The sequence below is a fragment of the Hyphomicrobium methylovorum genome, assembly GCF_013626205.1.
Lineage (GTDB): Bacteria > Pseudomonadota > Alphaproteobacteria > Rhizobiales > Hyphomicrobiaceae > Hyphomicrobium_B > Hyphomicrobium_B methylovorum.
In genome coordinates this window covers 2,436,694-2,460,363 of record NZ_QHJE01000001.1, presented here as the reverse complement: position 1 = coordinate 2,460,363, position 23,670 = coordinate 2,436,694, and the positions used below count along the sequence as shown (strand labels likewise).

The 23,670-nt window shown below is 59.8% G+C and carries 26 protein-coding genes; 13 read left to right on the top strand and 13 right to left on the bottom strand.

What is annotated here, in order from left to right:
* Positions 1 to 125: 125 nt before the first annotated feature.
* Positions 126 to 389: an accessory factor UbiK family protein gene (locus DLM45_RS11875; protein WP_181337314.1), complete on the bottom strand. Its 264-nt coding sequence runs from the start codon at positions 387 to 389 to the stop codon at positions 126 to 128.
* Positions 390 to 570: 181 nt separating this feature from the next.
* Here DLM45_RS11875 and lgt point away from each other — a divergent pair, with 181 nt between their 5' ends.
* The 6 genes from lgt to ahr all read left to right on the top strand — a co-directional run bounded on the left by lgt (position 571) and on the right by ahr (position 6,858).
* Positions 571 to 1,410, top strand: coding sequence for a prolipoprotein diacylglyceryl transferase (gene lgt / locus DLM45_RS11870; RefSeq protein ID WP_181337313.1), 840 nt, complete (start codon positions 571 to 573; stop codon positions 1,408 to 1,410).
* On the top strand, positions 1,407 to 2,558 hold the full coding sequence (locus tag DLM45_RS11865) for a class I SAM-dependent methyltransferase (protein WP_343062292.1): 1,152 nt from the start codon (positions 1,407 to 1,409) through the stop codon (positions 2,556 to 2,558). The genes lgt and DLM45_RS11865 overlap by 4 nt, the downstream gene beginning before the upstream one ends.
* 7 nt (positions 2,559 to 2,565) lie before the next feature.
* Entirely contained in the window at positions 2,566 to 3,342 is a 777-nt protein-coding gene (gene pgeF, locus DLM45_RS11860; protein WP_181337312.1) for a peptidoglycan editing factor PgeF, read from the top strand.
* A gap of 206 nt (positions 3,343 to 3,548) precedes the next feature.
* Positions 3,549 to 4,610, top strand: coding sequence for a hypothetical protein (locus DLM45_RS11855; protein ID WP_181337311.1), 1,062 nt, complete (start codon positions 3,549 to 3,551; stop codon positions 4,608 to 4,610).
* Positions 4,611 to 4,717: 107 nt separating this feature from the next.
* On the top strand, positions 4,718 to 5,713 hold the full coding sequence (locus DLM45_RS11850; RefSeq protein ID WP_181337310.1) for a ribose-phosphate pyrophosphokinase: 996 nt from the start codon (positions 4,718 to 4,720) through the stop codon (positions 5,711 to 5,713).
* A 140-nt stretch (positions 5,714 to 5,853) separates the two neighbouring features.
* On the top strand, positions 5,854 to 6,858 hold the full coding sequence (ahr, locus tag DLM45_RS11845) for an NADPH-dependent aldehyde reductase Ahr (RefSeq protein ID WP_181337309.1): 1,005 nt from the start codon (positions 5,854 to 5,856) through the stop codon (positions 6,856 to 6,858).
* A gap of 234 nt (positions 6,859 to 7,092) precedes the next feature.
* Here ahr and DLM45_RS11840 read toward each other — a convergent pair whose 3' ends face one another.
* Positions 7,093 to 7,506 carry a Fur family transcriptional regulator gene (locus tag DLM45_RS11840; RefSeq protein ID WP_181337308.1) on the bottom strand — a complete coding sequence of 138 codons (414 nt, stop codon included), beginning with the start codon at positions 7,504 to 7,506 and terminating at the stop codon, positions 7,093 to 7,095.
* A gap of 275 nt (positions 7,507 to 7,781) precedes the next feature.
* On the opposite strand from DLM45_RS11840, the gene DLM45_RS11835 reads away from it, so the two are divergent.
* From DLM45_RS11835 to DLM45_RS11815, 5 genes are all read left to right on the top strand, one after another.
* Entirely contained in the window at positions 7,782 to 8,507 is a 726-nt protein-coding gene (locus tag DLM45_RS11835; protein WP_181337307.1) for a 50S ribosomal protein L25/general stress protein Ctc, read from the top strand.
* Between the two features lie 100 nt (positions 8,508 to 8,607).
* Positions 8,608 to 9,348, top strand: a complete 741-nt coding sequence (gene pth / locus DLM45_RS11830; protein ID WP_181337306.1) for an aminoacyl-tRNA hydrolase — start codon at positions 8,608 to 8,610, stop codon at positions 9,346 to 9,348.
* A 39-nt stretch (positions 9,349 to 9,387) separates the two neighbouring features.
* Positions 9,388 to 10,122, top strand: a complete 735-nt coding sequence (locus DLM45_RS11825; protein WP_181337305.1) for a hypothetical protein — start codon at positions 9,388 to 9,390, stop codon at positions 10,120 to 10,122.
* A 95-nt stretch (positions 10,123 to 10,217) separates the two neighbouring features.
* Positions 10,218 to 11,315 (top strand): redox-regulated ATPase YchF, encoded by a 1,098-nt coding sequence (gene ychF, locus DLM45_RS11820; protein WP_181337304.1) that lies wholly within the window; start codon positions 10,218 to 10,220, stop codon positions 11,313 to 11,315.
* 12 nt (positions 11,316 to 11,327) lie between these two features.
* Positions 11,328 to 11,570 carry a DUF3297 family protein gene (locus tag DLM45_RS11815; RefSeq protein ID WP_181337303.1) on the top strand — a complete coding sequence of 81 codons (243 nt, stop codon included), beginning with the start codon at positions 11,328 to 11,330 and terminating at the stop codon, positions 11,568 to 11,570.
* A gap of 93 nt (positions 11,571 to 11,663) precedes the next feature.
* Here DLM45_RS11815 and DLM45_RS11810 read toward each other — a convergent pair whose 3' ends face one another.
* The 6 genes from DLM45_RS11810 to DLM45_RS11785 form a co-directional block, all read right to left on the bottom strand.
* Positions 11,664 to 13,175, bottom strand: a complete 1,512-nt coding sequence (locus tag DLM45_RS11810; protein ID WP_210269835.1) for a catalase — start codon at positions 13,173 to 13,175, stop codon at positions 11,664 to 11,666.
* Positions 13,176 to 13,358: 183 nt separating this feature from the next.
* Positions 13,359 to 14,021, bottom strand: a complete 663-nt coding sequence (locus tag DLM45_RS11805; protein WP_181337302.1) for a class II aldolase/adducin family protein — start codon at positions 14,019 to 14,021, stop codon at positions 13,359 to 13,361.
* Positions 14,018 to 15,121, bottom strand: coding sequence for an S-methyl-5-thioribose-1-phosphate isomerase (gene mtnA, locus DLM45_RS11800; RefSeq protein WP_181337301.1), 1,104 nt, complete (start codon positions 15,119 to 15,121; stop codon positions 14,018 to 14,020). Before mtnA ends, DLM45_RS11805 begins: the two co-directional genes overlap by 4 nt.
* Positions 15,118 to 15,831: an alpha/beta fold hydrolase gene (locus tag DLM45_RS11795; RefSeq protein WP_181337300.1), complete on the bottom strand. Its 714-nt coding sequence runs from the start codon at positions 15,829 to 15,831 to the stop codon at positions 15,118 to 15,120. The genes mtnA and DLM45_RS11795 overlap by 4 nt, the downstream gene beginning before the upstream one ends.
* Before the next feature lie 3 nt (positions 15,832 to 15,834).
* Complete coding sequence (locus DLM45_RS11790) at positions 15,835 to 16,053, bottom strand: hypothetical protein (RefSeq protein ID WP_181337299.1); 219 nt, start codon at positions 16,051 to 16,053, stop codon at positions 15,835 to 15,837.
* Positions 16,054 to 16,070: 17 nt separating this feature from the next.
* Positions 16,071 to 16,610: an adenine phosphoribosyltransferase gene (locus DLM45_RS11785; RefSeq protein ID WP_181337298.1), complete on the bottom strand. Its 540-nt coding sequence runs from the start codon at positions 16,608 to 16,610 to the stop codon at positions 16,071 to 16,073.
* A 129-nt stretch (positions 16,611 to 16,739) separates the two neighbouring features.
* On the opposite strand from DLM45_RS11785, the gene DLM45_RS11780 reads away from it, so the two are divergent.
* Positions 16,740 to 17,186: a hypothetical protein gene (locus tag DLM45_RS11780; protein WP_181337297.1), complete on the top strand. Its 447-nt coding sequence runs from the start codon at positions 16,740 to 16,742 to the stop codon at positions 17,184 to 17,186.
* On the opposite strand, the gene DLM45_RS11775 is transcribed toward DLM45_RS11780, so the two are convergent.
* From DLM45_RS11775 to petA, 4 genes are all read right to left on the bottom strand, one after another.
* Positions 17,170 to 18,057: an S-methyl-5'-thioadenosine phosphorylase gene (locus tag DLM45_RS11775; RefSeq protein ID WP_181337296.1), complete on the bottom strand. Its 888-nt coding sequence runs from the start codon at positions 18,055 to 18,057 to the stop codon at positions 17,170 to 17,172. The two genes, DLM45_RS11780 and DLM45_RS11775, sit on opposite strands and share 17 nt — an antisense overlap.
* A 113-nt stretch (positions 18,058 to 18,170) precedes the next feature.
* Positions 18,171 to 19,040, bottom strand: a complete 870-nt coding sequence (locus DLM45_RS11770; RefSeq protein WP_181337295.1) for a cytochrome c1 — start codon at positions 19,038 to 19,040, stop codon at positions 18,171 to 18,173.
* Between the two features lie 13 nt (positions 19,041 to 19,053).
* Complete coding sequence (locus tag DLM45_RS11765) at positions 19,054 to 20,367, bottom strand: cytochrome b (RefSeq protein WP_181337294.1); 1,314 nt, start codon at positions 20,365 to 20,367, stop codon at positions 19,054 to 19,056.
* A 14-nt stretch (positions 20,368 to 20,381) separates the two neighbouring features.
* Positions 20,382 to 20,954, bottom strand: a complete 573-nt coding sequence (gene petA, locus DLM45_RS11760; RefSeq protein ID WP_181337293.1) for a ubiquinol-cytochrome c reductase iron-sulfur subunit — start codon at positions 20,952 to 20,954, stop codon at positions 20,382 to 20,384.
* Positions 20,955 to 21,204: 250 nt separating this feature from the next.
* Here petA and DLM45_RS11755 point away from each other — a divergent pair, with 250 nt between their 5' ends.
* The gene (locus tag DLM45_RS11755; RefSeq protein ID WP_181337292.1) at positions 21,205 to 21,675 is read left to right on the top strand and encodes a tRNA (cytidine(34)-2'-O)-methyltransferase; all 471 of its coding nucleotides are present in this window, start codon (positions 21,205 to 21,207) and stop codon (positions 21,673 to 21,675) included.
* Positions 21,676 to 21,725: 50 nt separating this feature from the next.
* On the opposite strand, the gene DLM45_RS11750 is transcribed toward DLM45_RS11755, so the two are convergent.
* Positions 21,726 to 23,603 (bottom strand): ABC transporter ATP-binding protein, encoded by a 1,878-nt coding sequence (locus DLM45_RS11750; protein WP_181337291.1) that lies wholly within the window; start codon positions 23,601 to 23,603, stop codon positions 21,726 to 21,728.
* Between the last annotated feature and the right edge of the window lie 67 nt (positions 23,604 to 23,670).

The following is a 23,670-nucleotide window of genomic DNA, read 5'->3' as shown; positions in this document are numbered from 1 at the left end:
CAAACACCGGGCATTTGCGACCCTCGCGCACAGCGGGAGTCACGAACTGTAGAAAATCTGATTGTAGCTGTGGATCGAGGCGCAGATAGCGCCACACCAGCGTCGAAATGTGAAGGGGATTCGCCTCAGCGGCGTTTCAACGTCTCGATCTCTGCTTCAAGCGCACTGAGACGTGCCGCCAGCGCCTCGTTCTCCTGACGCGCCTTCTGCGCCATCTCACGAACCGCTTCGAAATCTTCCCGAGCCACGACGTTCATGTCGCGCAAGAACTTCTCCGCCTGAGAGCGAAAGAGGGACTCCGTCTCCCGCTTGACGCCTTCTGCCGCCCCGGCCGCATCGGTCATCAGCTTGGCAAAGTCGTCGAAGAACTTGTTTGTCGTTTGCGTCATTGGAATACCAGTCTCGAGGGGTCGCAACTGACTATGGCGATTGATGAAAAGGATCGCAAGCCTGCCCTGCGAGTGCGACGCCTTGATGGCGCCCGGGTCGCCTTGACATCTGAGGGGCCATCCCAAACAACCTCGCCCGGGCGGCATTAACGACGATGACGGCAGTTTGCAGGGAACATCGATGACTTATCTGGCTGTACTGACGTACCCGAACATCGATCCCATAGCGTTCGAGTGGGGGCCGATTTCGATCAAATGGTACGGGATCGCCTATCTCGCCGGCCTGATGCTCGGCTGGCTGTATATCCGCCGCCTGATCACGACGCCGAAGCTCTGGTACGGCGACAAGCCGCCTCTGACACTCGAACGCATCGACGACCTGCTGATCTACATGACGATCGGTATCATCGTCGGCGGCCGCCTCGGGCAGGTCTTCCTCTACGATCCCGAATACTACTACGCGAACCCCGTCGAGATCTTTCAGGTCTGGAAGGGCGGCATGAGCTTCCACGGTGCAGTGATTGCCATCGCGCTGCTGCTGGTTCTGTTCGCGAAGGTCTACAAAGTTTCGCTGCTCTCCGTAGCAGACCTCGTCTGCACCGCCTCGCCCTTCGGCCTCTTCTTCGGCCGCGTCGCGAACTTCATCAATTCCGAACACTGGGGCCGCGTCACCGATAGCGCGATGGGCATGGTGTTTCCGAATGGCGGACCCGAACCCCGCCACCCGAGCCAGCTCTATGAAGCAGTGCTGGAAGGTCTGGTGATGCTCGTCATCATGCGCATCGCCACGCATCATCTTTTCGGCTTGAAACGCCCGGGCTTGGTCACTGGTATCTGGATGGTCTGGTACGCCATTGCCCGCGGCATCTGCGAGTTCTTCCGCGAACCCGAAGTCGGTCACTTTCTCAACATCGGACCATTCACGGCCGGACAGGTCTATTGCGTGCCGATGCTACTGCTCGGTTGCTATTTGATCTGGAATGCCCGGCAACCGGAGGCGAGCGGAAAGGCCGTCCCGTGAGCAACATCCACGCGCCAAACCGCAACACGCCGCTGGCGATGGAGCTCAAAGAGAGCATTCGCCAAGATGGTCCGATGACGGTCCAATCCTATATGGGCCGCTGCCTCTGGGATCCGCGCCACGGTTATTACCGCAGCCAGCGCGTGTTCGGCGCGCAAGGTGACTTCATCACCTCCGCTGAGATCAGCCAGGTCTTCGGCGAGTTGATTGGAGTCTGGGCTGGCGTCATCTGGCGGAACGTGCTCGGCGCACCAAAAACGGTAACGCTCGCTGAATACGGCCCAGGCCGCGGAACGATGATGCGAGACGCGCTCCGCGCTTCACGCGTCGTCCCCGGATTTGCAGATGCTGCTCGCGTGCATCTCGTAGAAGCGAGCGAAACCCTTATCGAAGCACAACGCGCAACGCTGAGCGATTTCTCCGACCGGGTCACCTGGGGCGCAGACCTCGACGGCTTCGACCCTCCCGCAATCATTTTCGCTAATGAATTTCTCGACGCATGGCCTGCCGCCCAATGGGTCAAGACGGACGAAGGCTGGCGCATCCGTGGCGTCGGCCTCGATATCACCGGCGAACTCCAATTCACCGATCTCGACGGCGACTGCCCCCGCGACGCGTTCGAAGCGCTGCTGCCTGACGCGCAACTCGGCGCAGTCATCGAAGCCCAGCGCCTCGATCAATTGGCCTCGACCCTCAAACGCCTGAGCGAGCGCGGTCCGGTCGTGCTGCTGCTGATCGACTATGGCTACACTGCCGCCGCTGCAGGCGACACGCTGCAGGCGGTTCGCAATCACGTTTACGAGTCTCCGCTGGCATCGCCCGGCGAAGCCGATCTTACCGTACACGTCAATTTCTACGATCTCGCTTCGGCCCTCCATCGTGCAGGCCTCGACCTCGACGGACCAGTTACGCAAGCCGAGTTTCTAGGAGCTGTCGGCATCATCGAACGCGCATCGCGCTTGATGTCTGCCAATCCCCAGCGCGCCGCCGAGATCGAAGCAGGCGTCGCTCGGCTTCTCGCTCCAAATGGAATGGGCGGCCGCTTCAAGGTGCTCGCAGCGCGCAGCCGCGGGTTGCCGTCGCTACCCGGCTTCCGCGATCCAGCCGCAGATGAACCGCCTGGACAGGCTCGAGACGCAGGCCGATAACGGTTCCATGCTCGCACCGCTCCTCGCACCTAATCTCCAAAGTCTTTCCGGAATTCGTCACGGCTTCTTCACCCGTCAAGGCGGCGTGTCAGAAGGCATCTACGCCAGTCTGAATTGCGGCGCGGGCTCCAACGACGATCGCGAGCGCGTGCTGGAAAATCGCCGTCGTATCGCAGACCATCTCGGTGGCTCCGGCGGAAACGTCGTGACACTCTATCAGGAGCACGGCGCAACAGCGCGCACGGTCACAGACCTTCCGCTGACAACCGCCGAACTTCCTCATGCTGACGCCGTTGTATCCGCGACACCGGGTCTGGCCATCGGCATCCTGACAGCAGACTGCGCTCCGGTCCTTTTCGCGGATGCAGAGGCGCGAGTCGTTGCTGCTGCACACGCAGGCTGGCGCGGCGCGCTCGGTGGCATTGTTGAAAGTGCAGTCCGCGAAATGGAACGCCTCGGCGCTCGCCGTGAGCATATCGCAGCCGCCGTCGGCCCCTGCATCAGTCAGCGTGCGTACGAAGTCGGCCCTGAGTTCGAAGCGCAATTTCTGACAGCCGCGCCGGGTGCTGCCTCATTCTTTGTGCGAAGCGATGCGAATGCACGGCCGCACTTCGATCTCCAGGGCTTCGTGATGCACCGCCTCGCTGAGGCGCGCATCGCCAATGTCGCCCGTCTCGACGTCTGCACCTGTGAGAACGAATCGCTTTTCTATAGTTACCGGCGCAAAACCCACTTGCTGGAGCCCGATTACGGGCGTCAAATCTCTGCCATCGTCGTGGCCTAACCGCTTAATCCACAGAGAAGTCCCTCCACTGAGGGACATATGGGAAGCTGAACACACTTTACGCGGGCCTGTGTCTGGACGTGTCGAGCTACGCTGATCTACAGAACGAGGATCAGTTCCGGTAGTTGTTGTGTGAGGGAGTATTGGCCGCGGGGTAAGTATGCCGGCCGCCGGGAAAGTAGCGGTTGGATATGGGGGGACGTCACGTGGCGACCTTACGCTTTAAGCAAACGCGTGCGGGCAGCACGCTTTTCGGTAATCTTGGGTCGGCGTTCCTGGCGTCGCTCATGGCTCTGTCACTTGGAGCTTGCTCATCGGCAGGCCCGGGTATGCTCACGCCTGACGGCAGCGGTCCTCAAGCAAGTTTGACGGACTCGTCGGCAACGCCGGTATCGGCACAGACTGCCAAAATTCAGATCGCGCCGGTCATCGGTTCGCCGGACACTGTCGCGCACAGCCTTCAGACAGAACTCGCATCCGCAATCGGCCGCAACGGCTTGACGGTGGCGACGTCTGCAAACGCACCGAGCGAATATACGCTGCGCGGCTACATCGTCGCCGCACGTGAGAAGACGAAGGCCAAGATTTCCTACATCTGGGACGTCACTGACCGAACGGGCAAACGTGTCCACCGCATCACGGGCGAAGAAATCGCGCCGGGCGGCAACAAGGATCCGTGGTCGGCAGTGGACCAGCAGGTCGTTCAGCGCATCGCCGAGAAGACAGCGAAACAGCTTTCCACTTGGCTACCGACCAGCAGCACCATCATGGCGTCGAATACGGCGGCAGGGTCTACGGCTAGCGCCGCACCGCATGCAGCCCCGGCTGCATCGAACAACACCTACGCTGCAGCTTCCACCGCGCCCTCCACTCAAGCGGCGACGACTGGCAGCATCGCGACGGCAGGCCCTATTACGGCGATCGTGCCGAACGTGACCGGCGCGCCGGGCGATGGCGGCGTTTCGCTGACGTCTGCCATCCAGCGTGAGCTGTCGAAGAACGGCTTGGCTCTGGCCACTGCACCAAACCCGCAGTCTTACAAGGTTGAGGGCAAGGTCGCGTTGGGCGCGGGCAAGGACGGAAAGCAGCCGATCCAGATCGACTGGAACGTTCTCGACCCGACGGGCAAGAAACTCGGAACCGTTTCGCAGAAGAACGAAGTTCCGCAGGGCTCGCTTGACGGGGCCTGGGGCAAGACGGCGGATGCAGCCGCCGCCGCTGCCGCTGCTGGAATTATCAAATTGATTCCGGCGAAGAGCGTAAATTAAGCAAATCACTGCTTACATATGCTGCGACAGCAAATGAGGGCCCGGACAGTTGAACAGTCCGGGCCCTCTTGCTACAAGCCGCGCATATTCCTCAATTCGGAGCGCATATGCCTTTCGACGCCAAAGGTGACGAAATCCGAAATCTCGACGCGCGAGGAAAACTCGGCGTGAAAATTGTTGCAGGAAATAGCAATCGGCCCCTCGTCGAAGCCATCTGTTCGTACCTGAAACTTCCCATGGCCAAGGGCCAGGTGAAGCGCTTTGCCGACATGGAAGTGTTCGTCGAAATCCAGGAGAACGTCCGCGGTCAGGATGTCTTCGTGATTCAGTCGACGTCGTTCCCCGCCAACGACAACATGATGGAGCTGCTGATCCTGATCGATGCGCTGAAACGCTCGTCAGCACGTCGCATCACGGCCGTCCTCCCCTATTTCGGTTACGCCCGCCAGGATCGCAAACCCGGCCCGCGCACCCCAATCTCCGCCAAGCTCGTCGCCAACCTGATCGAGCGCGCAGGCGCCGACCGCGTGCTGACGCTCGACCTACACGCCGGTCAAATTCAGGGCTTCTTCGACATTCCGACGGACAACCTCTTCGCCGCGCCGGTCATGACGCGCGACATCGAAGAGCAGTTCGGCAAAACGGATGACATCGTCGTCGTATCGCCAGACGTTGGCGGCGTGGTTCGCGCGCGCGCCCTCGCAAAGCGCATCGGCGCACCCATCGCGATCTGCGACAAGCGCCGCGACCGTCCGGGCGAAAGCGAAGTGATGAACGTCATCGGCGAAGTCGATGGCAAACGCTGCATCCTGATCGACGACATCGTCGACTCTGGCGGCACGCTGGTGAATGCCGCCGAAGCGCTGCTCAAAATGGGCGCGACCGAAGTGAGCGCATATATTACGCACGCGGTTCTTTCGGGAGGCGCCGTCAGCCGCATTCAGAACTCCCGGCTGAACTCGCTCGTCATCACCGACTCGATCATGCCAACGGAAGCGGTGCGCGCGGCGAGAAATATTCGCGTCATCTCGATCGCTCCGCTGATTGGCGAAGCGATATTGCGCACCAGCCGCGAAGAGAGTGTTTCAAGCCTCTTTTACTGAAGCACAGCCGTGCGTTTAGCGCACTGGTGCGAATTTGGATTCCACCACAAGAAGCGGCTTGAGACACACCGCGCCGTCCGTCAGCATATGCGTGGACGGAGCGATGAGACGGATCAAGTGTGACCAATGGAGGATCAGCGATGAAATTCAAAGGTTGGGCCGCGACTGCCCCGAACAAGCCTCTCGAACTGATTGAATACGATCCAGGTCCACTCGGTGCTGACGATGTTGAAATCGCAGTCGAGCACTGCGGTATTTGCCATTCGGATGTCTCGGTCCTGAAAAACGAATGGGGCCTGACAAAATATCCCACCATCCTCGGACACGAGGTCATCGGCAAAGTTGTCGCCCTCGGCTCGAACGCAAAGGGTCTGAAAGTTGGGCAGCGCGTCGGCGTGGGCTGGGGTGCCGGAAGCTGCATGCATTGCGAACAGTGCATTGGCGGAGAAGGCAATCTCTGTGCTGAAGGCGTCGCGACGATCGTCGGCCGCCACGGCGGTTTCGCTGATCGCGTTCGCGTCCAGTGGCCCTGGGCAATCCCGGTGCCGGAAGGCGTCAACCCGAAGACTGCCGGACCGCTTCTTTGTGGCGGCGTCACGGTATTCACGCCGCTGCGCGTGTTCGATATCCGGCCAACAGATCGCGTCGGCGTCGTCGGGATCGGCGGCCTCGGTCATATGGCCCTCAAGTTTGCGAAGGCCTGGGGCTGCGAAGTGACGGCCTTCACCTCATCAGACAACAAGGCTGACGAAGCACGCGGTTTCGGCGCACACAATGTCATCAACTCGCGCAATGCCGACGCGATCAAGAAAGCAGCGTCCTCGCTCGATCTCCTCATCGTGACGGTGAACGTTCCGCTCGACTGGAAAGCGATGCTGGCAACGCTTCGCCCAAAAGGCCGCCTGCACGTCGTCGGCGCTGTGCTCGAACCCATGCCCGTAGAAGCGTTCGACCTCATCATGGGGCAAAAAAGCGTATCCGGCTCACCGAACGGCGCCCCGATCACTAGCGCCCAAATGTTGAACTTCGCCGCGCGGCACAACATCGAGCCGCAAACCGAGCACTTCCCGATGGCAGACGTAAACAAGGCGATCCAACATCTGCTCGATGGCAAGGCACGCTATCGCATCGTCCTAGACGCGTAACCACGGGACTAGCAACAGGCCCTCGGTGCCCGCCCCACGACCACGCCGTCGGCCGGCTCGACGAAGGAGAGTCGACGGCGCCACAGAAAACTCTCCCAACTCCACGCGATGCCTGCCCCACAACCGTCATCCTCGGCCTAATGAGCGAAAGCGAATGTGGGCCGGGGATCCAGAGTGAGACTCGGCAAAGCCGTCGTTAATCTCTTTGGCCTGGGCTAACGGCAAGAAATTCACTCAGCCCGCCGGAGCGGCCGCGCATTGAGCGCATCGCCCCCTGAGTTCCATCGTCATCGCACGAACGATGAAGTCGTTCTTGCTCGCCCATCCCTGCAGACTTTTGACCGCCGCAGGACTGTCGAACTCTTTGACGGAACCGCACGCGTCGCAGATGGCAAACACGGCCTTGCCCTCATGATGCGGATGCTCGCAGGCGACGAACGCATTGAGGCTTTCCAGCCGGTGCGCCAACCCGTCTTCGATGAGCCGCTGCAGTGCCCGGTAAACGGTCGGCGGCGCGCTGACCCCTTTGCCGCGCACTTCCTCGATCAGTTCGTAAGCACTGACAGGACGGCCCACGCCCCGGAGCGCCTCGACGATAATCCTGTCCTGATCGGCCGCGCTTCGGCGCTTTGTGGGCTTGCGAGCCATGAGTTGCAGCGTCTCCTCTGCGGCAGGTCGGCATTTCCGTGGCACGACCGGCCATCCAGGCCCTATATGCTGATATTCGGCCCGTTTTTCCAGCCTAACCGGGCCGTCGGGTGCCCGAATTGACCAGCGGACCGCATTGCGCCCGCTGCAAACCCCGGGTATAGACCGCACATCTCATGAGATTAATCCTGAGACGCCGCACGGCACCCTTGGAGGCCGATGAGCGGCTTTTGGTCTTTCGATAGGCGAAAGACCTGAAACACGGAGACGATGCCATGGCTGAGCTGATTTCGCTCAAGGCTACGGCGCGCGCTCGTGCAGGCAAGGGGGCCGCACGACAAGCACGCCGCGATGGAAATGTGCCTGCCGTCATTTACGGCAATCAGGAAACCCCTGAAACGATCAATCTCGAATACAACGAGCTTTGGAAGCAGGTTCTGAAGGGCCGCTTCACTTCGACCGCGATCGAAATCGACGTCGAAGGCAAGAAGCACATTGTGCTCGCTCGTGACGTGCAGGTCGACCCCATCCGCGACACGCCGCTCCACGTTGATTTTCAGCGCGTCGGCAAGGATGGCGTCATCCGCGTGTCGGTCCCGGTTCGCTTCGTCAACGAAGCAGCGTCTCCCGGCCTGAAGCGCGGCGGCGTTTTGAACATCGTCCGCCACGACGTCGAAATCTTCTGCCCTTATGACAAGATCCCGAGCTTCTTCGAAATCAACCTCGAAGGCCTTGAGATCGGCCGCTCGATCCATGCTTCCGCATTGAACCTTCCGGAAGGCATCTCGACCGTCATCAAGAACCGCGACTTCACGATCGCGACCATTGCTGGCGCACTGAAGGGCGACGATGATTCCGCATCGACGACGGATGCCGCTGCAGCACCTGCGGGTGACGCGAAGGCCGCCGCTCCGGCAGCTGGCAAGGCAGCAGCAGCTCCGGCCGGTAAGGCGCCGGCTGCTAAGGCAGCACCTGCTGCAAAGCCTGCGGCAAAGAAATAAGCAATTACCAACCCGGCGTGATGGAAATCGCGCCGGGTTGAATGTTCTCCTGCGCCTCCCGGCCAGCTCGCCGTAGGCGAGACTGAAGGCGCTACGCGACATGAAGCTCTTCGTCGGCCTCGGCAATCCCGGAGAAAAGTACAGCGGCAACCGGCACAACATCGGTTTCATGGCTGTCGAGCGCATCGCCGAACGTCACGGCTTCGGCCCCTGGCGCAAAAAGTTTCAAGGCCTGGTGACCGAAGGCAGTATCGGCTCTGAACGCATCGTTCTTCTGAAGCCCGAAACGTACATGAACGATAGCGGCCGCGCCGTCGGTGAGGCCGCGCGCTTCCTCAAGATCTCGCAATCGGACATCTACGTTTTCCACGATGAGCTTGATCTCGTTCCAGGCAAGATCAAGCTGAAGGCAGGCGGCGGCAACGCCGGACACAACGGCCTGCGTTCGATCTCCGCTCATATCGAAAATGACTACAAGCGCGTGCGGCTCGGCATCGGCCATCCGGGCTCCAGAGATGTCGTCGCGCATTACGTACTGAACGATTTCGCGAAATCTGAGCGCGCATGGCTCACGAACCTGATCGACGCGATTGCCAACGCCGCGCCCCATCTCGCCAAAGGTGACGACGCACGCTTTCTGAACGATGTCGCGCGCGCCACGATCGAAGACGACGAACCGCCCGCTGCAAAGCAATCTGCGCCAGCCGAACGCGAAGACGTGAAAAAGCCTGCAACTGCGTCACACCCTGCTGGTGAACGCGCCTCCAAACGCCAATCCGCCCTTGCCGAGAACCTGAAAAAATGGCTCGGTGCCAGAAAATCGGGTGGCGACGGCTCGTAAAAGCCGCCGGAGGGGATTCGTTTAGCGTCGAGGGCACCGATGTCGGATTATCAAATCGAGCGGCGTGAAGGCGGTTGGTCACGCTTTTTCGGCGATCGCCGCGAAGTCGTCCTTGGCTTGCTGATCCTTCTCTTCACCGTCGGCGTGTTCGGCTTCGTCATCAAAGACGCGCTCGTCGCGCACAACAAAGACAAGAGCGGCGTCAGACACATTATCGCCAAGCGCTGGAACGACCGCACGCTGGCCTTCCCGATCGAAGGCGCTGACCGCCACGGCAAGCGTGTTTTCTTCGACGTGGTCGTGCTCACCAAAAATTACGGCTGGGTTCGCGGCTCGACAACGGACCTCGAAAGATCCGAACAGCGCCTTTCACCGGCAGACATCCGAGACGAAGTCTTGGCGCCGCAGCTTCGCGAAGGACTGGGCTCGGCACGTGGACTGATCGCGGTCGGCCTTGCCAGCCAAGAGGGCGACGTCGAGCGCGAGGAACAGCGGGGCGGATTGCGCGCGGCACGGACAGCGCACTGGGTCCGCGACGCGCTCGGTGACCGCATTCCGATGTGGACGCTCAATCTCGGCCGCTACCTCGAACCCTGCGCCGAGTGCGAGGATGCCGACACGAGCTGGCAGCGCCCATTCATCGTCATTGCGATCCGACAGGCGGACGCAGGCGCATTGATTTCCGAGGCACTCGCGGACGCCATGTCCAACACGTCCAACCTGCCGAGCCCCGATCGCTACTCGGCATTCGCCTTCGCCAAGTTCGTGAAGTGAGCCAAAGGGCCGCATAATGGCCTCATGCGGCTTCACAAGCCGCAACGTCTCGCTTAACCCCACGGACAGCAACTTCAAACGGATACCCCACACACATGGGCTTTAAATGCGGAATCGTCGGTCTGCCGAATGTCGGCAAGTCGACACTCTTCAACGCGCTGACCGAAACGGCCGCGGCCGAAGCGGCCAACTATCCGTTCTGCACCATCGAGCCGAACGTCGGCGAAGTTGGCGTGCCTGATGATCGCTTGGAAATGCTTGCGAAGATCGCGGGCAGCAAAGAGATCATCCCAACACGGCTGACGTTCGTCGATATCGCCGGGCTGGTGCGCGGCGCGTCGAAGGGCGAAGGACTCGGCAACAAATTCCTCTCACACATCCGCGAAGTCGATGCCGTCGCTTATGTGCTGCGCTGCTTCGTAGATGACGACATCACGCATGTCGAAAACCGGATTGATCCGCTGGCTGACGCCGACGTCGTCGAAACCGAACTGATGCTTGCCGATCTCGAAAGCCTCGAGAAGCGCGTTTCCCAGATCGAGAAGAAAGCCAAGACCGGAGACAAAGACGCCAAGGCGCAACTCGCCGTCATGGAGAAGCCGCTGCATCTCCTTCGCGAAGGCAAGCCTGCCCGGCTCGCCAGCATCACGCCTGAAGAAATGCCGGCCTTCCGCGCCCTTCAGTTGTTGACGTCGAAGCCCATCGTCTACGTCTGCAACGTTGAGGAAACGGCAGCAGCTGAAGGCAATGCGTTTTCAAAGATGGTCGAAGAGCGCGCGAAAGCCGAAGGCGCGGCCGTCGTCATCATCTCGGCCAAGATCGAAAGCGAGTTCGCAGGTCTTGCACCGGAAGACCGCGACGCGTTCCTGTCTGAAATGGGTCTCGCCGAAGCTGGGCTGAACCGTCTGATCCGCGCAGGTTATGCGCTTCTCGACCTCGTGACGTACTTTACAGTCGGTCCGAAAGAGGCGCGCGCCTGGACGATCACGCGCGGCACCAAAGCACCGCAGGCCGCGGGCGTAATTCATTCCGATTTCGAGAAAGGCTTCATTCGCGCTGAAACCATCGCCTATCCGGATTATGTGACCGGCAAAGGCGAGACAGGCGCAAAGGAAGCAGGCAAGATGCGCCTGGAAGGGAAGGAATACGTCGTCCAGGATGGCGACGTGATGCACTTCCGATTTGCAAACTAAGAGGGACGAGCTATGGCCGACCAACTTCCTGACCGCCTCAGCAACGACCCCCGAAGCCCGCACTTCGACGAAGAAATTCTGAAGCGCGACATCGGCATTCGCTTCAACGGCGTCGAGAAGACGAACGTCGAAGAATATTGCATCAGCGAAGGTTGGATCCGCGTTTCCGCAGGCAACGCCAAAGATCGCAACGGTCGCCCGATGACGCTGAAGCTCAAGGGCCAGGTGGAGCCCTATATCCGCGTCACGGCTTGAACAGAGACGCTGCGCTTCCTTAGCCCTGATAGCCAACAAAAAAGGCCCCGCATTCCCGCGGGGCCTTTTTGCTATGCCTGTAGGCGCGCGGATTTACTCCGCAGCTTCGCTGGCTTGCGGCATCTTCTGCTGCTGCGCCGTCTCAGACGCCTTCTGCCTCGTCATATGCTCAAGCGCCGCCCTGACGCCTGCTTCATACTCCGGATGCACCTTCTTGAAGTGCCCAAGCTGACGCTCGGCAATGAAGTCCGGAATGCCCCACATCGCTTCAGCAACGTTGTTGAACAGGCGCGCTTTCTGATCCTTATCGAACAGATTGAAAAGCGCCGTCACCTGCCGGTAGTCGTCGTTGCCATCACGATGGTTGTAGCGCGCAGCATCGCCCGAGAGCTTGAGCGGCGGCTCGGCAACCGACTTGTCTTCAGCCGCACCGTTGAACGAATTCGGCTCGTAATACGCGTCGACGTTACCGGTCTCTTGCGGGAAGAACCGCATCGGACCGTCTTTATGATAGTTGTGCACCGGGCACCGCGCAGCGTTCACCGGCAGATGCTCGTAATGCGTTCCGAGGCGATAACGATGCGCATCGGCATACGAGAATATGCGGGCCTGCAACATCTTGTCGGGCGAGAAGCCGATGCCCGGCACGATGTTTGACGGCGAAAACGCTGCCTGCTCGATCTCAGCGAAATAGTTCTCAGGATTACGATTGAGTTCCAGAACACCAACATCGATCGGCGGATAATCCGCGTGCGGCCAAACCTTGGTCAGGTCGAATGGATTGTACCAATGCTTGTCGGCTTCGGCTTCCGGCATGATCTGGACCTGAACCTTCCACTTCGGGAAGTCGCCCTTTTCGATCGCGGTGAACAGGTCTTCCTGCGTGGATTCACGCGTATGGCCGACGATCTCGGCAGCCTTCTTGTTCGTCCAGTGCTTATGGCCTTGCAGGGTCTTGAAGTGGAACTTCACCCAGAACCGCTCGTTCGCAGCGTTGATGAAAGCAAACGTGTGCGAGCCATAGCCGTTCATGTTGCGAACGCCGACCGGCAGACCGCGATCCGACATCAGGATCGTTACCTGATGCAGGCTTTCCGGCGAAAGCGACCAGAAATCCCACATCGCCGTTGGCGAACGCATGTTCGTCTTCGGGTGCCGCTTCTGCGTGTGAATGAAGTCCGGGAACTTCAGCGGATCACGAACGAAGAACACCGGCGTGTTATTGCCGACGAGATCCCAGTTGCCCTCGTTGGTGTAGAATTTGAGAGCAAACCCACGCACGTCGCGCTCAGCGTCTGCCGCGCCAAGTTCACCGGCAACGGTCGAGAAGCGTGCGAGCATCTCTGTCTTCGCGCCCGGCTGAAAAACCGAGGCTTTCGTATACTTCGAAATGTCGCCGGTAATCGTCAGCGTGCCGTAAGCACCCCAGCCTTTCGCATGCACCGTGCGCTCTGGAATACGCTCGCGGTTCTGATGCGCCAGCTTCTCGATCAGTTGATAGTCTTCGAGAAGAAGCGGGCCCCGCGCTCCGGCGGAGAGAGAATTCTGATTGTCTGAAACCGGCGCGCCGGCCGAAGTTGTCAGTTTGGTTGTCTTGGTCACCATCGTTAACCCTACCCTGGAAGAAGGAAGAAGGAGGAAGACGGCCAGCTAAGCCCGGATCGAATTGCCGAGGCTAATTGAATTTAAAAATCTGACCATAAGAAAATATGATCCCTACACGCCCCTATTTCCAGCTTCGTCCTTATTTTACGGGCTTTACTTGCTCAAAACCGCCGCCCTCAGAACCTACTCTGCGTTCCGTCCGTAGCTTTTGAAGCGATTGAGCACATCATCCATTTCGCTTTCCGAGAGAAGCTGAGCCTTCCCGAGCGTCAGAACTTTGTAATACTGCTCGGAAAGCGCCTCGACCTCGAACGCCAGTTCGAGCGCGTGAGAAAGAGAAACGCCGATCGCGATTTGCCCATGGTTCGCCATCAGGCAAGCGTCCCGCGCCTTCAAGCCAGCAGCCACATGCTGCGCAAGCGCCTCCGTTCCAAACGTCGCGTAGGGAACACATGGAATATCCGAACCACCTGCCGCCGCCACCATGTAGTGAAACGCCGGAATAGGCTGGTGCGCACACGCCAAGACCGTAGCGTGCATCGAATGGGTATGAATGACGGCGTGTCGGTCGGGCCGCGCACGATAAGCCGCCAAATGAAAATGCCATTCCGTCGAAGGCTTGAACTTACCGCCCGCGACAGACCCATCACCAGCAACGAACGCGATGTCTTCCGGCGCGGTATCTTCATAGCGTCGCCCAGACGGCGTAATCAGCATGCCGTCTTTCCAGCGCGCCGAGACGTTGCCGGAGCGGCCAGGCGAAAGCCCGGATTGGCTCATCTCCAACGCCGTCTCGACGATGGCGCGCCGCAGGGCTTTCTCGCTCGGTTGCTTTGCTTTGGTCATTCTGCGGCGCTTCTCTTTTCTGGATAAAGCGATAGAAGCCCGTCGTGCGAAGACGCACACACGCCCCGCTCCGTAATCAATCCGCTGACAAGACGCGACGGCGTGACATCGAACGCCGGGTTACGTGCAGGCGTCCCCTCTGCCGAAATCGAAACGGCCTGAACTTCGCCAGCAGAGTTGCGTCCATAGACGGACAACACTTCTTCCGATCCGCGTTCTTCAATCGGAATATCGACGCCGTTCTTGATGCTCCAGTCGATCGTGGAATAGGGCAGCGCGACATAGAAAGGCACGCCGTTGTCGTACGCCGCCAGAGCCTTCAAATACGTCCCGATCTTGTTTGCCACATCTCCATGCGCCGTCACCCGGTCCGTACCGACGATCACAAGATCAACGTCGCCACGCTGCATGAAGTGCCCACCTGCGTTATCGACGATCAGACTGTGCGGCACACCATGATGCAGTAGCTCGAACGCCGTTAGAGCCGCACCCTGACTGCGCGGCCGCGTTTCATCGACCCAGACATGCACAGGAATACCAGCGTCGTGTGCGTGGTAGATCGGCGACGTCGCGGTTCCCCAGTCAACGCAGGCAAGCCATCCAGCATTGCAATGCGTAAGGATATTGACCGGCTCGCCAGGTTTCTTTTTCGCAGATGCTGCGCGGATGATTTCCAACCCGTTGACGCCGATGCGACGACACGACTCGACATCTTCTTCCGCGATCTCACCGGCACGCGCGAATGCAGCGTCGCGTCGCTCACCCTCTGCAAGCGGGCCAAGCCGCTGCGCCAGATCATCGAGCGCCCAGCGCAAATTGATCGCTGTCGGCCGTTGCTCGGCAAGATATGCAACGGCACGCCGAAGCGCGGCATCAGACGCATCGGCTTGCATCGCGAGCGCCACACCATACGCCGCAGCGACACCGATCAGCGGCGCCCCACGCACCTGCATCGATTTGATCGCACGCGCCGCATCGTCAACGGTTCGCAGCGTCACGCGCACGATCTCGTGCGGCAACCGTGTCTGATCCAGGATGCCGACCGTCTGGCCGTCGCTTTCCAGCCAAATCGTCCGGGACGGAACGCCGTCGATTTTCATCTTTTCTCCTTGGCCGCCGTGTACGAGGACACGAACGAAAGAATTTCAGCCGCACATTCTCTGGCGCGTGTTTGCAGCAGCATGTGCGCCGCAGGCAAGACAATCATGCGCGCCCCGCCCTTGCGGCTTACGGCGCGCTGAATAGGCGTCCTGCGAATAAGCAAGTCTTGCCGCCCGTGAAGCGCCAGAACAGGAACTTTGAGCGCGGTAAAGTCATCTCGCACATCAATATCTGCTATCGCGCAAAGCCGCGCCGCGCGCACCGGACGCGACAGGTTCCGCACAATACCATCGACCTTCGCCTCCAATTCGGGATCCCCATACGAACCCATCAGCACCCGATTGCGAAGCCGCACCGGCGTCGTTTCCGGATCGACGCGCGCTGCCCGCCGTAGCAGCCAGCCGGGATACGGATATTTGAGGAACGTCGCCGCCAGAACAACGCTTTCGATTTGCTGGCCGAGCTGAGCCGCCACCCGAACCGCAACAGGCCCGGAAAACGATTCTCCAAGCAAGATGACGTTTCGCTTCCCGATCAGCTCGCATACGAGCTTCGAATAACCAGCATAACCGAGACTCGCGTCATTCGGATAAGACACGGCTGTGACGGTAAGCCGGGGCGAGAGATCGCGCTCAAGACGGTCAAACAGTTGTCCTGTGCCATCAAGACCTGGCAACAGAACGATCTCCGTCTTCGCGTCGTCAGCCATCACTCAATGGTCCGGCCCAGCGAGCGGAAGAGACAGGCGAGCCTCAAGCCCGCACGCGCCGCAAGCTAGAATGTACCACTCGACGTATGGCCGCGCCGAGTGATCGCTGATCTCAAGACCATCCGCACCACAGACGGGACAGCGACGCGGCGTCAGCCGATCGGTACGCCACGCCATGACGCAATCAAACGCATCCTTCACGCGGTTGCCGGGCAATTCCACGCCTTCGCCCCTTGCTGTTAATCTCCCTCGAACGCAACAAGCGAATGGCTGGTAACGCCGAGGCTCGTGACGCGATCGACACCGCCGAGATCAGGAAGATTGACGATAAACGTCGCGCCGACAATCGTCCCGCCTGACCGCTGCAGCAGTTTGATCGCCGCTTCCGCCGTACCGCCGGTCGCGATCAAATCATCAACCACCAGCACCCGCGATCCTGACACGATGGCGTCTTCATGAATCTCGATGACGTCGACGCCGTATTCAAGCGTGTATTCCTGCCCAATGGTCTTCCACGGCAGCTTGCCCTTCTTTCGGATCGGAATGAAGCCACATTCGAGCCGGTCGGCGATTGCGCCACCGAGGATGAACCCCCGCGCCTCAATTCCCGCAACTGCGTCGACTTTGAGATTTTCGAAAGGCGCCGCCATTTCCCTGATCGCCCTTTTCAAACCTTTGGGATCCGCAAGAAGCGTCGTGATATCGCGAAACTGGATCCCGGGTTTGGGGTAATCTGGTATCGTTCGAATGAGGTCTCGTAGATCTTTAAGGTCTTGCACCTGCTGCACTCCCGCCCAATTGACGGCGCAAAATAGCAATATCCGAAGCTTACAGGTAGCCGTGTTGGGGGCACGGCGTAGCGTTTGATTTCGCTGCGAGGTGAAATCGTTGTTTGAGGGCCATTTGAGATGTCAGCGTTTAGTCCGGCCGCAACGGCCACCCCCGACTTTGGACCGTTGACGGATGAATCCGATGATCTTCCACGGACCCTAAGGCGCGAAAAGGAAGCACGCGCGAGAGCCGCGCGAGAACGCGCCGCGGCAGAGCGCGCCGCTGCACCCAGCCTATCGGGCCTCTCAAGCGCAAGCGCAGACGATGACTATGAGCGCCCTCGCCCGCAAATTTTCCGCGCCGCAGAGTTTGCACCCGCGCGCGACGAGCGGCCACCCGCCGCAACCGTCACGCGCCTCGACATCCCGTTCCGTGACCTCACCTTATTCTTCTTGAAAGCGGTCCTCGCCAGCATACCGGCTCTCATTCTTCTCGGCGTCATTCTTTGGTTCGCTGGTTGGGCGCTCGAAGCAATCTTCCCGCAGCTCATCAAGATGAAAATCCTGATCAGCTTTCCGAATTAGGAAACAGCACGCGGCCCGCAACGGCGTCGAGCTTCTTCATCAACTCCGCATCGCGCGCTTCCGGTGGCGTAATGATCGCAACTTCGAGCGCGCGATCCGAGCCGATCGGACACGCCGGATGCTCCCGCGGAAAATCGCGCCCAAGGCGAGCCACAAGCCGCTGAGCCTTGAACGTGTTCTCCTTCATGACTTCGATAATCGCCGCCACGTCGACATCCGCGTGATCCGAGTGCCAGCAATCGTAGTCGGTCACCATGGAGACGCTCGCGTAACAAATCTCCGCTTCGCGCGCGAGTTTCGCTTCCGGCATGTTCGTCATGCCGATCACGTCCGCACCCCAGGAGCGATAGAGATTGCTTTCGGCGCGCGTCGAGAATTGCGGCCCCTCCATCGCGAGATAGATGCCGCCGCGATGCACCTTGATCTTCTCCTGCTTGGCCGCGCGCTCAAGCGCCTTGAACAGCAGAGGACTGACGGGATCGCCCATCGCGACATGCGCAACGCAACCCTTGCCGAAGAATGATTTCGCCCGAGCGAATGTGCGGTCGATGTACTGATCCGGCAGAACGAAATCTCCGGGCCGGTACTTCTTCTTCAACGAGCCACAGGCCGAGACCGAAATGAGATCGGTCACGCCAGCGCGCTTCAGCACGTCAATGTTGGCCCTGTAATTGATGTCACTCGGCGCCAGCTTGTGCCCTCGTCCATGACGCGGGAGAAACCGCACCGGCAGACCATCAAGCTCCGCGAACATGATGTCGTCCGATGGCTCGCCCCACGGGCTCGTCACCGATCGCCATTCTGCATTCATGAGGCCCGGAAGGTTGTAGAACCCGCTGCCACCCACGATGCCGAGTACCGACTGCGTCATACTTATTTTCCTTCCCCGGAATTCTCGCGCCGCAGTTAAAAATAAAAAGGCCCCGCAAGCGAGGCCTTTTGCAATTTCGATGATTTGAAACGCGACCGCGAGGCCGCGCGGCATCAATGCTTCATCGCAGACCAGATGCGCTTCTTGCCGATGTAGAGCAGGACCGTCGTAACAAGCAGATACAGCATCACCTGCCAGCCGATACGCTTTCTCTGGTTAAGCGAAGGATCGCCCGCCCACGAGAGAAACGCAGCAACGTCACGCGAATAGTTCTCGACGGTGCCCGGCGTGCCGTCCTGATAGGTCACGACACCTTCCGACAACGGCGGCGGCATCGCGATCTGATGGCCCGGGAAGGCATTGTTGTAGAACTTGCCGTCAACCAGTTCGACGCCGGCCGGCGGGTCGGTATAGCCGATCAACAGCGCGTGCAGATAATCGGCGCCGCCTTCCGAGTATGTCTTGATGATGTCACCGATCATCAGGAACGGATGAACCCACCAGCTTGGATTGCGCTCAACGCCACGTGCCTTCGCCATGAGGCTGAGGTCCGGCGGATATGCGCCGTTCTGGGCCGCACGCGCTTCCTGCTCGTTGTGATACGGACCGCGGATCGGGTCGGACAGCAACGGCGGACGCTCGAACATCTTGCCTTCGTCGTTCGGACCGTCAGTGATCTGGTTCGGCCACGCGGCGGCAAGCGCCCTCACAGAGGCTTCAGGAAACTCAGGTCCACCCGGTTGGACAAGGTTGCGGAACGCAATGCGATGCAGAGCGTGGCAGCTTGAGCAGACATCTTTGTAGACCTGGAAACCGCGCTGCAATTGCGCCCGGTCAAACTGGCCAGTGAAACCGCCAAATGACCAAGTCTCACGCGGAATCTCCGGCCCATGATGGCCGCCCTCTTCAGCAAGCGCAGCGAGCGAACCCATCGAGAGCACCGCAACGGCGCCGGCAAGAAGCTTAGGGAAACGGCTTTTCATTTGTTGTTTCCTCTCAGCGCACTTCCGACGCAGCAGTTGCGCCCTTGGCTGTTTCCCCGTCCGTTCCAAGCACCGCGTCCGTGATCGAGCGCGGCAGCTTCTTCGGCGTTTCGATGAGGCCGACGACCGGCATCACGACCAGGAAGAACAGAAAATACGAGAGCGTGAAGATCTGCGCCCAAAAGATGTAGACGCCTTCAGCCGGCCTCGACCCGAGATACCCCAGCGCAACGCACGTGAATGCGAAGTACCAGAAGAACCATTTGAAGATCGGACGATACTTCGCCGACCGCACGCGCGACGTGTCGAGCCACGGAGCGAACGCAACGATGGCTATCGCCGCGAACATCGCCACGACGCCGCACAGCTTTGCGTACTCGCCGAGCGGAATACCCAGGAACGAGCTCGTGAAGGCGCGCAGGATCGCGTAGAACGGCAGGAAGTACCATTCCGGAACGATGTGCGGCGGCGTCACCAGCGGATTGGCTTCGTTGTAGTTGTCAGCATGCCCGAGGTAGTCCGGCATGAAGAACACAAACCACGCGAAGAGCATCAAGAAGGCAAACAGCCCGACAGCATCCTTTGACGTTGCATAGGGATGCATCGGCACGGAGTCGCTCGGCTGCTTCAGGTCGAGACCCGTCGGATTGTTCTGTCCGGCCGTGTGCAGCGCCCAAATGTGCAAGCCGACAACGCCCGTCAGCACAAACGGCAGCAGATAGTGCAGCGAGAAAAACCGGTTGAGGGTCGCGCCCGAAACCGCATACCCGCCCCACAGCCATTCCACGATTGCGGTGCCGAGACCGTTGATAATGCTATCGAGAGCCGAGAACAGGTTCGTAATAACCGTCACGCCCCAGAAGCTCATTTGGCCCCACGGCAGCGAGTAGCCCATGAACGCCGTGGCCATCATCAGCAACAGGATGATGACGCCCAAAACCCACAGCACTTCGCGCGGCGCTTTATATGAGCCGTAGTACAAGCCGCGGAAAATATGAATGTAAACGGCGACGAAGAACATCGACGCGCCGACCGCATGGAAGTTGCGGATCACCCAGCCATAGTTCACGTCGCGGCGGATATGTTCGATAGAATCGAACGCGCCCGCAGCGCTCGGATTGTAGTGCATCGCCAGAATCACACCCGTCACGATCTGCGCGACGAGGCAGAACGTGAGAATACCGCCGAACGTCCAGAGGTAGTTCAGGTTACGGGGTGTCGGAAAATCGACAAACGACCCGTGCATCAACCGATAGATCGGTAGGCGCTCGTCCCACCATTTGCCCCAGCGGGTGGTCGGCTCATAGGTCGAGGAATGACCGCTCATATTGCTCTTGCCCCTTAGCCGATCTTGATTTTGGTGTCAGATGCGAACGCGTAGGGCGGCACCTCGAGATTGCGCGGCGCCGGGCCGCCACGAATGCGCCCGGACGTGTCGTAGACCGAACCGTGACACGGGCAGAACCATCCGCCATAGGATCCGCGTTCGTCGCCCATGGCCTGCCCCTTCGGAATGCAGCCAAGGTGCGTGCAGATACCGATGAGCACGATCCAGTTCTCGTGGCCCTTGATCGTGCGGTTCTGGTCCGTCGCAAGATCGGTAGCCGGAAGAGCGTCGTTGCGTGCGAAGGTATCCGGCAGCTTCTGCACATCGACGTCCAGAGCCTCGTCGAGCTCCTTCTTCGTGCGGTTGCGGATGAACACCGGCTTGCCGCGCCACATCACCGTGATCGCTTGCCCTTCCTTAACGGGAGCAAGATCGACGTCGATCGACGAAAGCGCCATCGTGCTCGCGTCAGGATTCATCTGCTGAATGAAGGGCCAAAGGAGCGAGGCCGCCCCGACGGCAGCAAACGCGTTGCCGACAACCACCAGGAAGTCCCGGCGATTCGCCTCAGTAGCGTCAGTGGTCACGGGTGCCTCCGGTTGGAAATTCTGGCGAGCTGTTACACATAACGGCGCCGGACGACGAGAAAGTTCGGTGCTCTTGCCGAGGACGCTCTATAACCGTGCGCTTCTGCGCATCATTTCATTAGAGCCGTTCTGACAGCGTTTGACTTTGCTCTCAAGCTCGGCAAAGCCAACGGCCAAGAGGCAATTTGGCGCATCGTCAAAACATCGGGCTGGACTGGCCCATTTTATATATTAGAGAAAATTATTGATCATGCGTATTGCGCTTTATCAACCCGACATAGCGCAAAATACAGGCACGATCCTTCGCCTTTGCGCCTGTCTCGGAATCGCCGTCGACATCATCGAACCGGCAGGCTTCGACATCAGCGACCGCGCACTTAAGCGTGCAGCACTCGATTATCTCCCCCACGTCGATCTCACACGGCACATGAGCTTTGCAGCGTTCACTGACGCTCGCGCTGCAACAATGCCCTCGAATGGCCGGCTCATATTGCTGACGTCACACGGAGACACGCCTTACCATCATTTCACATTCGAAAAGACGGATACGCTATTGCTCGGCCGCGAAAGCGCTGGCGCCCCTGACGCGGTGCACAACATTGCGGATGCGAGAATTACAATTCCGATGCGGCCGGGACTGAGGTCGCTCAATATTGCCGTCGCGACGGCAATGGTCCTCGGCGAAGCGTTGCGCCAGACGGGCGGCTTTCCAGAAGCCTAAACCCGCCTGACTCAACCGTTCAGTTTTTTTGAGCTAGATCGCCGACGGCCCTACTCGGCCGCCTCGCGCGCGAGGAAGCCGCCAGACTGCCGCTGCCAAAGCTGCGCATAAAGCTCGCCACGCTTCAGCAAGTCTTCGTGCGTACCTTCCTCTACGATCCGCCCATCGTCCATCACGACCAGCCGGTCCATCGCCGCGATCGTCGAAAGCCGATGCGCAATGGCGATAACCGTCTTGCCATGCATCAGCCGTTCAAGGCTCGCTTGGATCTCGGCCTCGACCTCGGAATCGAGCGCACTCGTCGCTTCGTCGAGAACCAGGATCGGCGCGTTCTTCAGAAGCACACGCGCAATCGCAATCCGCTGACGCTGTCCGCCCGAAAGCTTCACGCCGCGCTCGCCAACGTGCGCGTCATAGGCTTTGCGGCCCTTCATATCTTCCAGGTCCGCGATAAAACCGCCCGCTTCCGCCTGCCGCGCAGCGGCGATGATGTCAGCGTCGTCCGCACTCGGACGGCCGTAGCGGATGTTGTCGCGCACGGAGCGGTGCAGCAAAGACGTATCCTGCGTCACCATTCCGATTTCGGCCCGGAGACTGTCCTGCGTGACGTGCGCAATATCCTGCCCGTCGATCAAGATGCGGCCGCCTTCCAGGTCGTAGAAGCGCAGCAGCAGATTGACGAGTGTCGACTTCCCGGCGCCCGAACGACCGACAAGTCCCACCTTCTCACCCGGGCGAACGTGCAACGACAATCCTTCGATGACACGCGGCGGCGCATCGACAGACGCGGACCGTCCCGAACCATAGTGAAAGCGGATGTGGTCAAAGGTGATCTCACCGCGGGAAACCACAAGCGGCTTCGCATCAGAAGAGTCGGCCAGCAGGTTCGGGCGCGCGATCGTCTCCATGCCCTCGTGCACGATACCGATGTTTTCGAACACGTCTGCAATCGTCCACATGACCCAGCCAGACATCGCGACGATGCGGATGACGAGGCCACTGACAACGGCGATATCGCCCACGCTGACGTAATGCTGCGTCCACAGCCAGATCGCCATGCCGCAAGCTGAAACCAGCAAGCTGCCGTTCAGCAGATAGAGCGTCACCTCCATGCCGGTGATCAGGCGCAGCGACGCCTGCCACTTCGCCATTTGATCTTGCAATGCCGCGCGTGCGTATTCGTCTTCTCGCGAAGCATGCGCGAAAAGCTTCACCGTCATGATATTCGTGTAACTATCGACGATACGCCCAACGAGCATCGACCGCGCCTCGGACGCCTCCGTGGAACGCTGCTTGATGCGCGGCACGAAATAGCTAAGCGCAAACGTATAGGCGACGACCCAGATCAGCAGCGGAACAGTCAACCGCCAGTCAGCCGCCGCAAACAGCACCGCCGCTCCGATGAACTGCACGCTTGCATACCAAAGCGCATCGATGAGCTGAATGACGCTTTCACGAAGCGCCGACCCAGTCTGAATGATCTTGTTGGCGATCCGTCCCGCAAAGTCGTTCTGGAAAAAGCCAAGGCTCTGCCGCAACACATAACGATGTGTCTTCCAGCGGATGCCCGTCGTCACGACCGGAGTCATCATCTGGTTCTTAATGAGGTCGTGCGCCGTCGAAACGATCGGCCGCAACACAAGCGCAACCGCCGCCATCCCCAGCAGCATCCAGCCGTGGTCAGAGATGAACGTTGCCGGATCGGTGCTCGCCTTCATGCGATCGACAATCGTGCCGACGAACGCCATCAGCGCCACTTCAATTGACGAGCCAAGGAAGCCCGCAATCAAAAGCAGAAGGAAAAACGGCCAAAGCGGCATCATGAAATGCCGGTAAAATGCCCATAGCGTATCGGGCGGGCGCGTGATCTCACTCGCCTCGAACGGGTCAATCCGGGTCTCGAACCATTTTGCAATCGCGCGAAGCATTTGCCTAACAGACACAAAAAGCGGCGCTAAATCGCAAGACGGTGGTTCCGACTGGCGACAGCGACCG

What these genes read in the sequence shown, in the direction of transcription:
- DLM45_RS11835 (WP_181337307.1), top strand. Translation starts at nt 7,782, where the DNA reads ATGGCTGAGCTGATTTCGCTCAAGGCTACGGCGCGCGCTCGTGCAGGC.
- DLM45_RS11805 (WP_181337302.1), bottom strand. Translation starts at nt 14,021, where the DNA reads ATGACCAAAGCAAAGCAACCGAGCGAGAAAGCCCTGCGGCGCGCCATC.
- DLM45_RS11765 (WP_181337294.1), bottom strand. Translation starts at nt 20,367, where the DNA reads ATGAGCGGTCATTCCTCGACCTATGAGCCGACCACCCGCTGGGGCAAA.
- DLM45_RS11750 (WP_181337291.1), bottom strand. Translation starts at nt 23,603, where the DNA reads ATGCTTCGCGCGATTGCAAAATGGTTCGAGACCCGGATTGACCCGTTC.
- DLM45_RS11755 (WP_181337292.1), top strand. Translation starts at nt 21,205, where the DNA reads ATGCGTATTGCGCTTTATCAACCCGACATAGCGCAAAATACAGGCACG.
- DLM45_RS11780 (WP_181337297.1), top strand. Translation starts at nt 16,740, where the DNA reads ATGTCAGCGTTTAGTCCGGCCGCAACGGCCACCCCCGACTTTGGACCG.
- DLM45_RS11875 (WP_181337314.1), bottom strand. Translation starts at nt 389, where the DNA reads ATGACGCAAACGACAAACAAGTTCTTCGACGACTTTGCCAAGCTGATG.
- DLM45_RS11850 (WP_181337310.1), top strand. Translation starts at nt 4,718, where the DNA reads ATGCCTTTCGACGCCAAAGGTGACGAAATCCGAAATCTCGACGCGCGA.
- DLM45_RS11815 (WP_181337303.1), top strand. Translation starts at nt 11,328, where the DNA reads ATGGCCGACCAACTTCCTGACCGCCTCAGCAACGACCCCCGAAGCCCG.
- DLM45_RS11795 (WP_181337300.1), bottom strand. Translation starts at nt 15,831, where the DNA reads ATGGCTGACGACGCGAAGACGGAGATCGTTCTGTTGCCAGGTCTTGAT.
- pgeF (WP_181337312.1), top strand. Translation starts at nt 2,566, where the DNA reads ATGCTCGCACCGCTCCTCGCACCTAATCTCCAAAGTCTTTCCGGAATT.
- ahr (WP_181337309.1), top strand. Translation starts at nt 5,854, where the DNA reads ATGAAATTCAAAGGTTGGGCCGCGACTGCCCCGAACAAGCCTCTCGAA.
- pth (WP_181337306.1), top strand. Translation starts at nt 8,608, where the DNA reads ATGAAGCTCTTCGTCGGCCTCGGCAATCCCGGAGAAAAGTACAGCGGC.
- lgt (WP_181337313.1), top strand. Translation starts at nt 571, where the DNA reads ATGACTTATCTGGCTGTACTGACGTACCCGAACATCGATCCCATAGCG.
- DLM45_RS11775 (WP_181337296.1), bottom strand. Translation starts at nt 18,057, where the DNA reads ATGACGCAGTCGGTACTCGGCATCGTGGGTGGCAGCGGGTTCTACAAC.
- DLM45_RS11770 (WP_181337295.1), bottom strand. Translation starts at nt 19,040, where the DNA reads ATGAAAAGCCGTTTCCCTAAGCTTCTTGCCGGCGCCGTTGCGGTGCTC.
- mtnA (WP_181337301.1), bottom strand. Translation starts at nt 15,121, where the DNA reads ATGAAAATCGACGGCGTTCCGTCCCGGACGATTTGGCTGGAAAGCGAC.
- ychF (WP_181337304.1), top strand. Translation starts at nt 10,218, where the DNA reads ATGGGCTTTAAATGCGGAATCGTCGGTCTGCCGAATGTCGGCAAGTCG.
- DLM45_RS11840 (WP_181337308.1), bottom strand. Translation starts at nt 7,506, where the DNA reads ATGGCTCGCAAGCCCACAAAGCGCCGAAGCGCGGCCGATCAGGACAGG.
- DLM45_RS11825 (WP_181337305.1), top strand. Translation starts at nt 9,388, where the DNA reads ATGTCGGATTATCAAATCGAGCGGCGTGAAGGCGGTTGGTCACGCTTT.
- DLM45_RS11810 (WP_210269835.1), bottom strand. Translation starts at nt 13,175, where the DNA reads ATGGTGACCAAGACAACCAAACTGACAACTTCGGCCGGCGCGCCGGTT.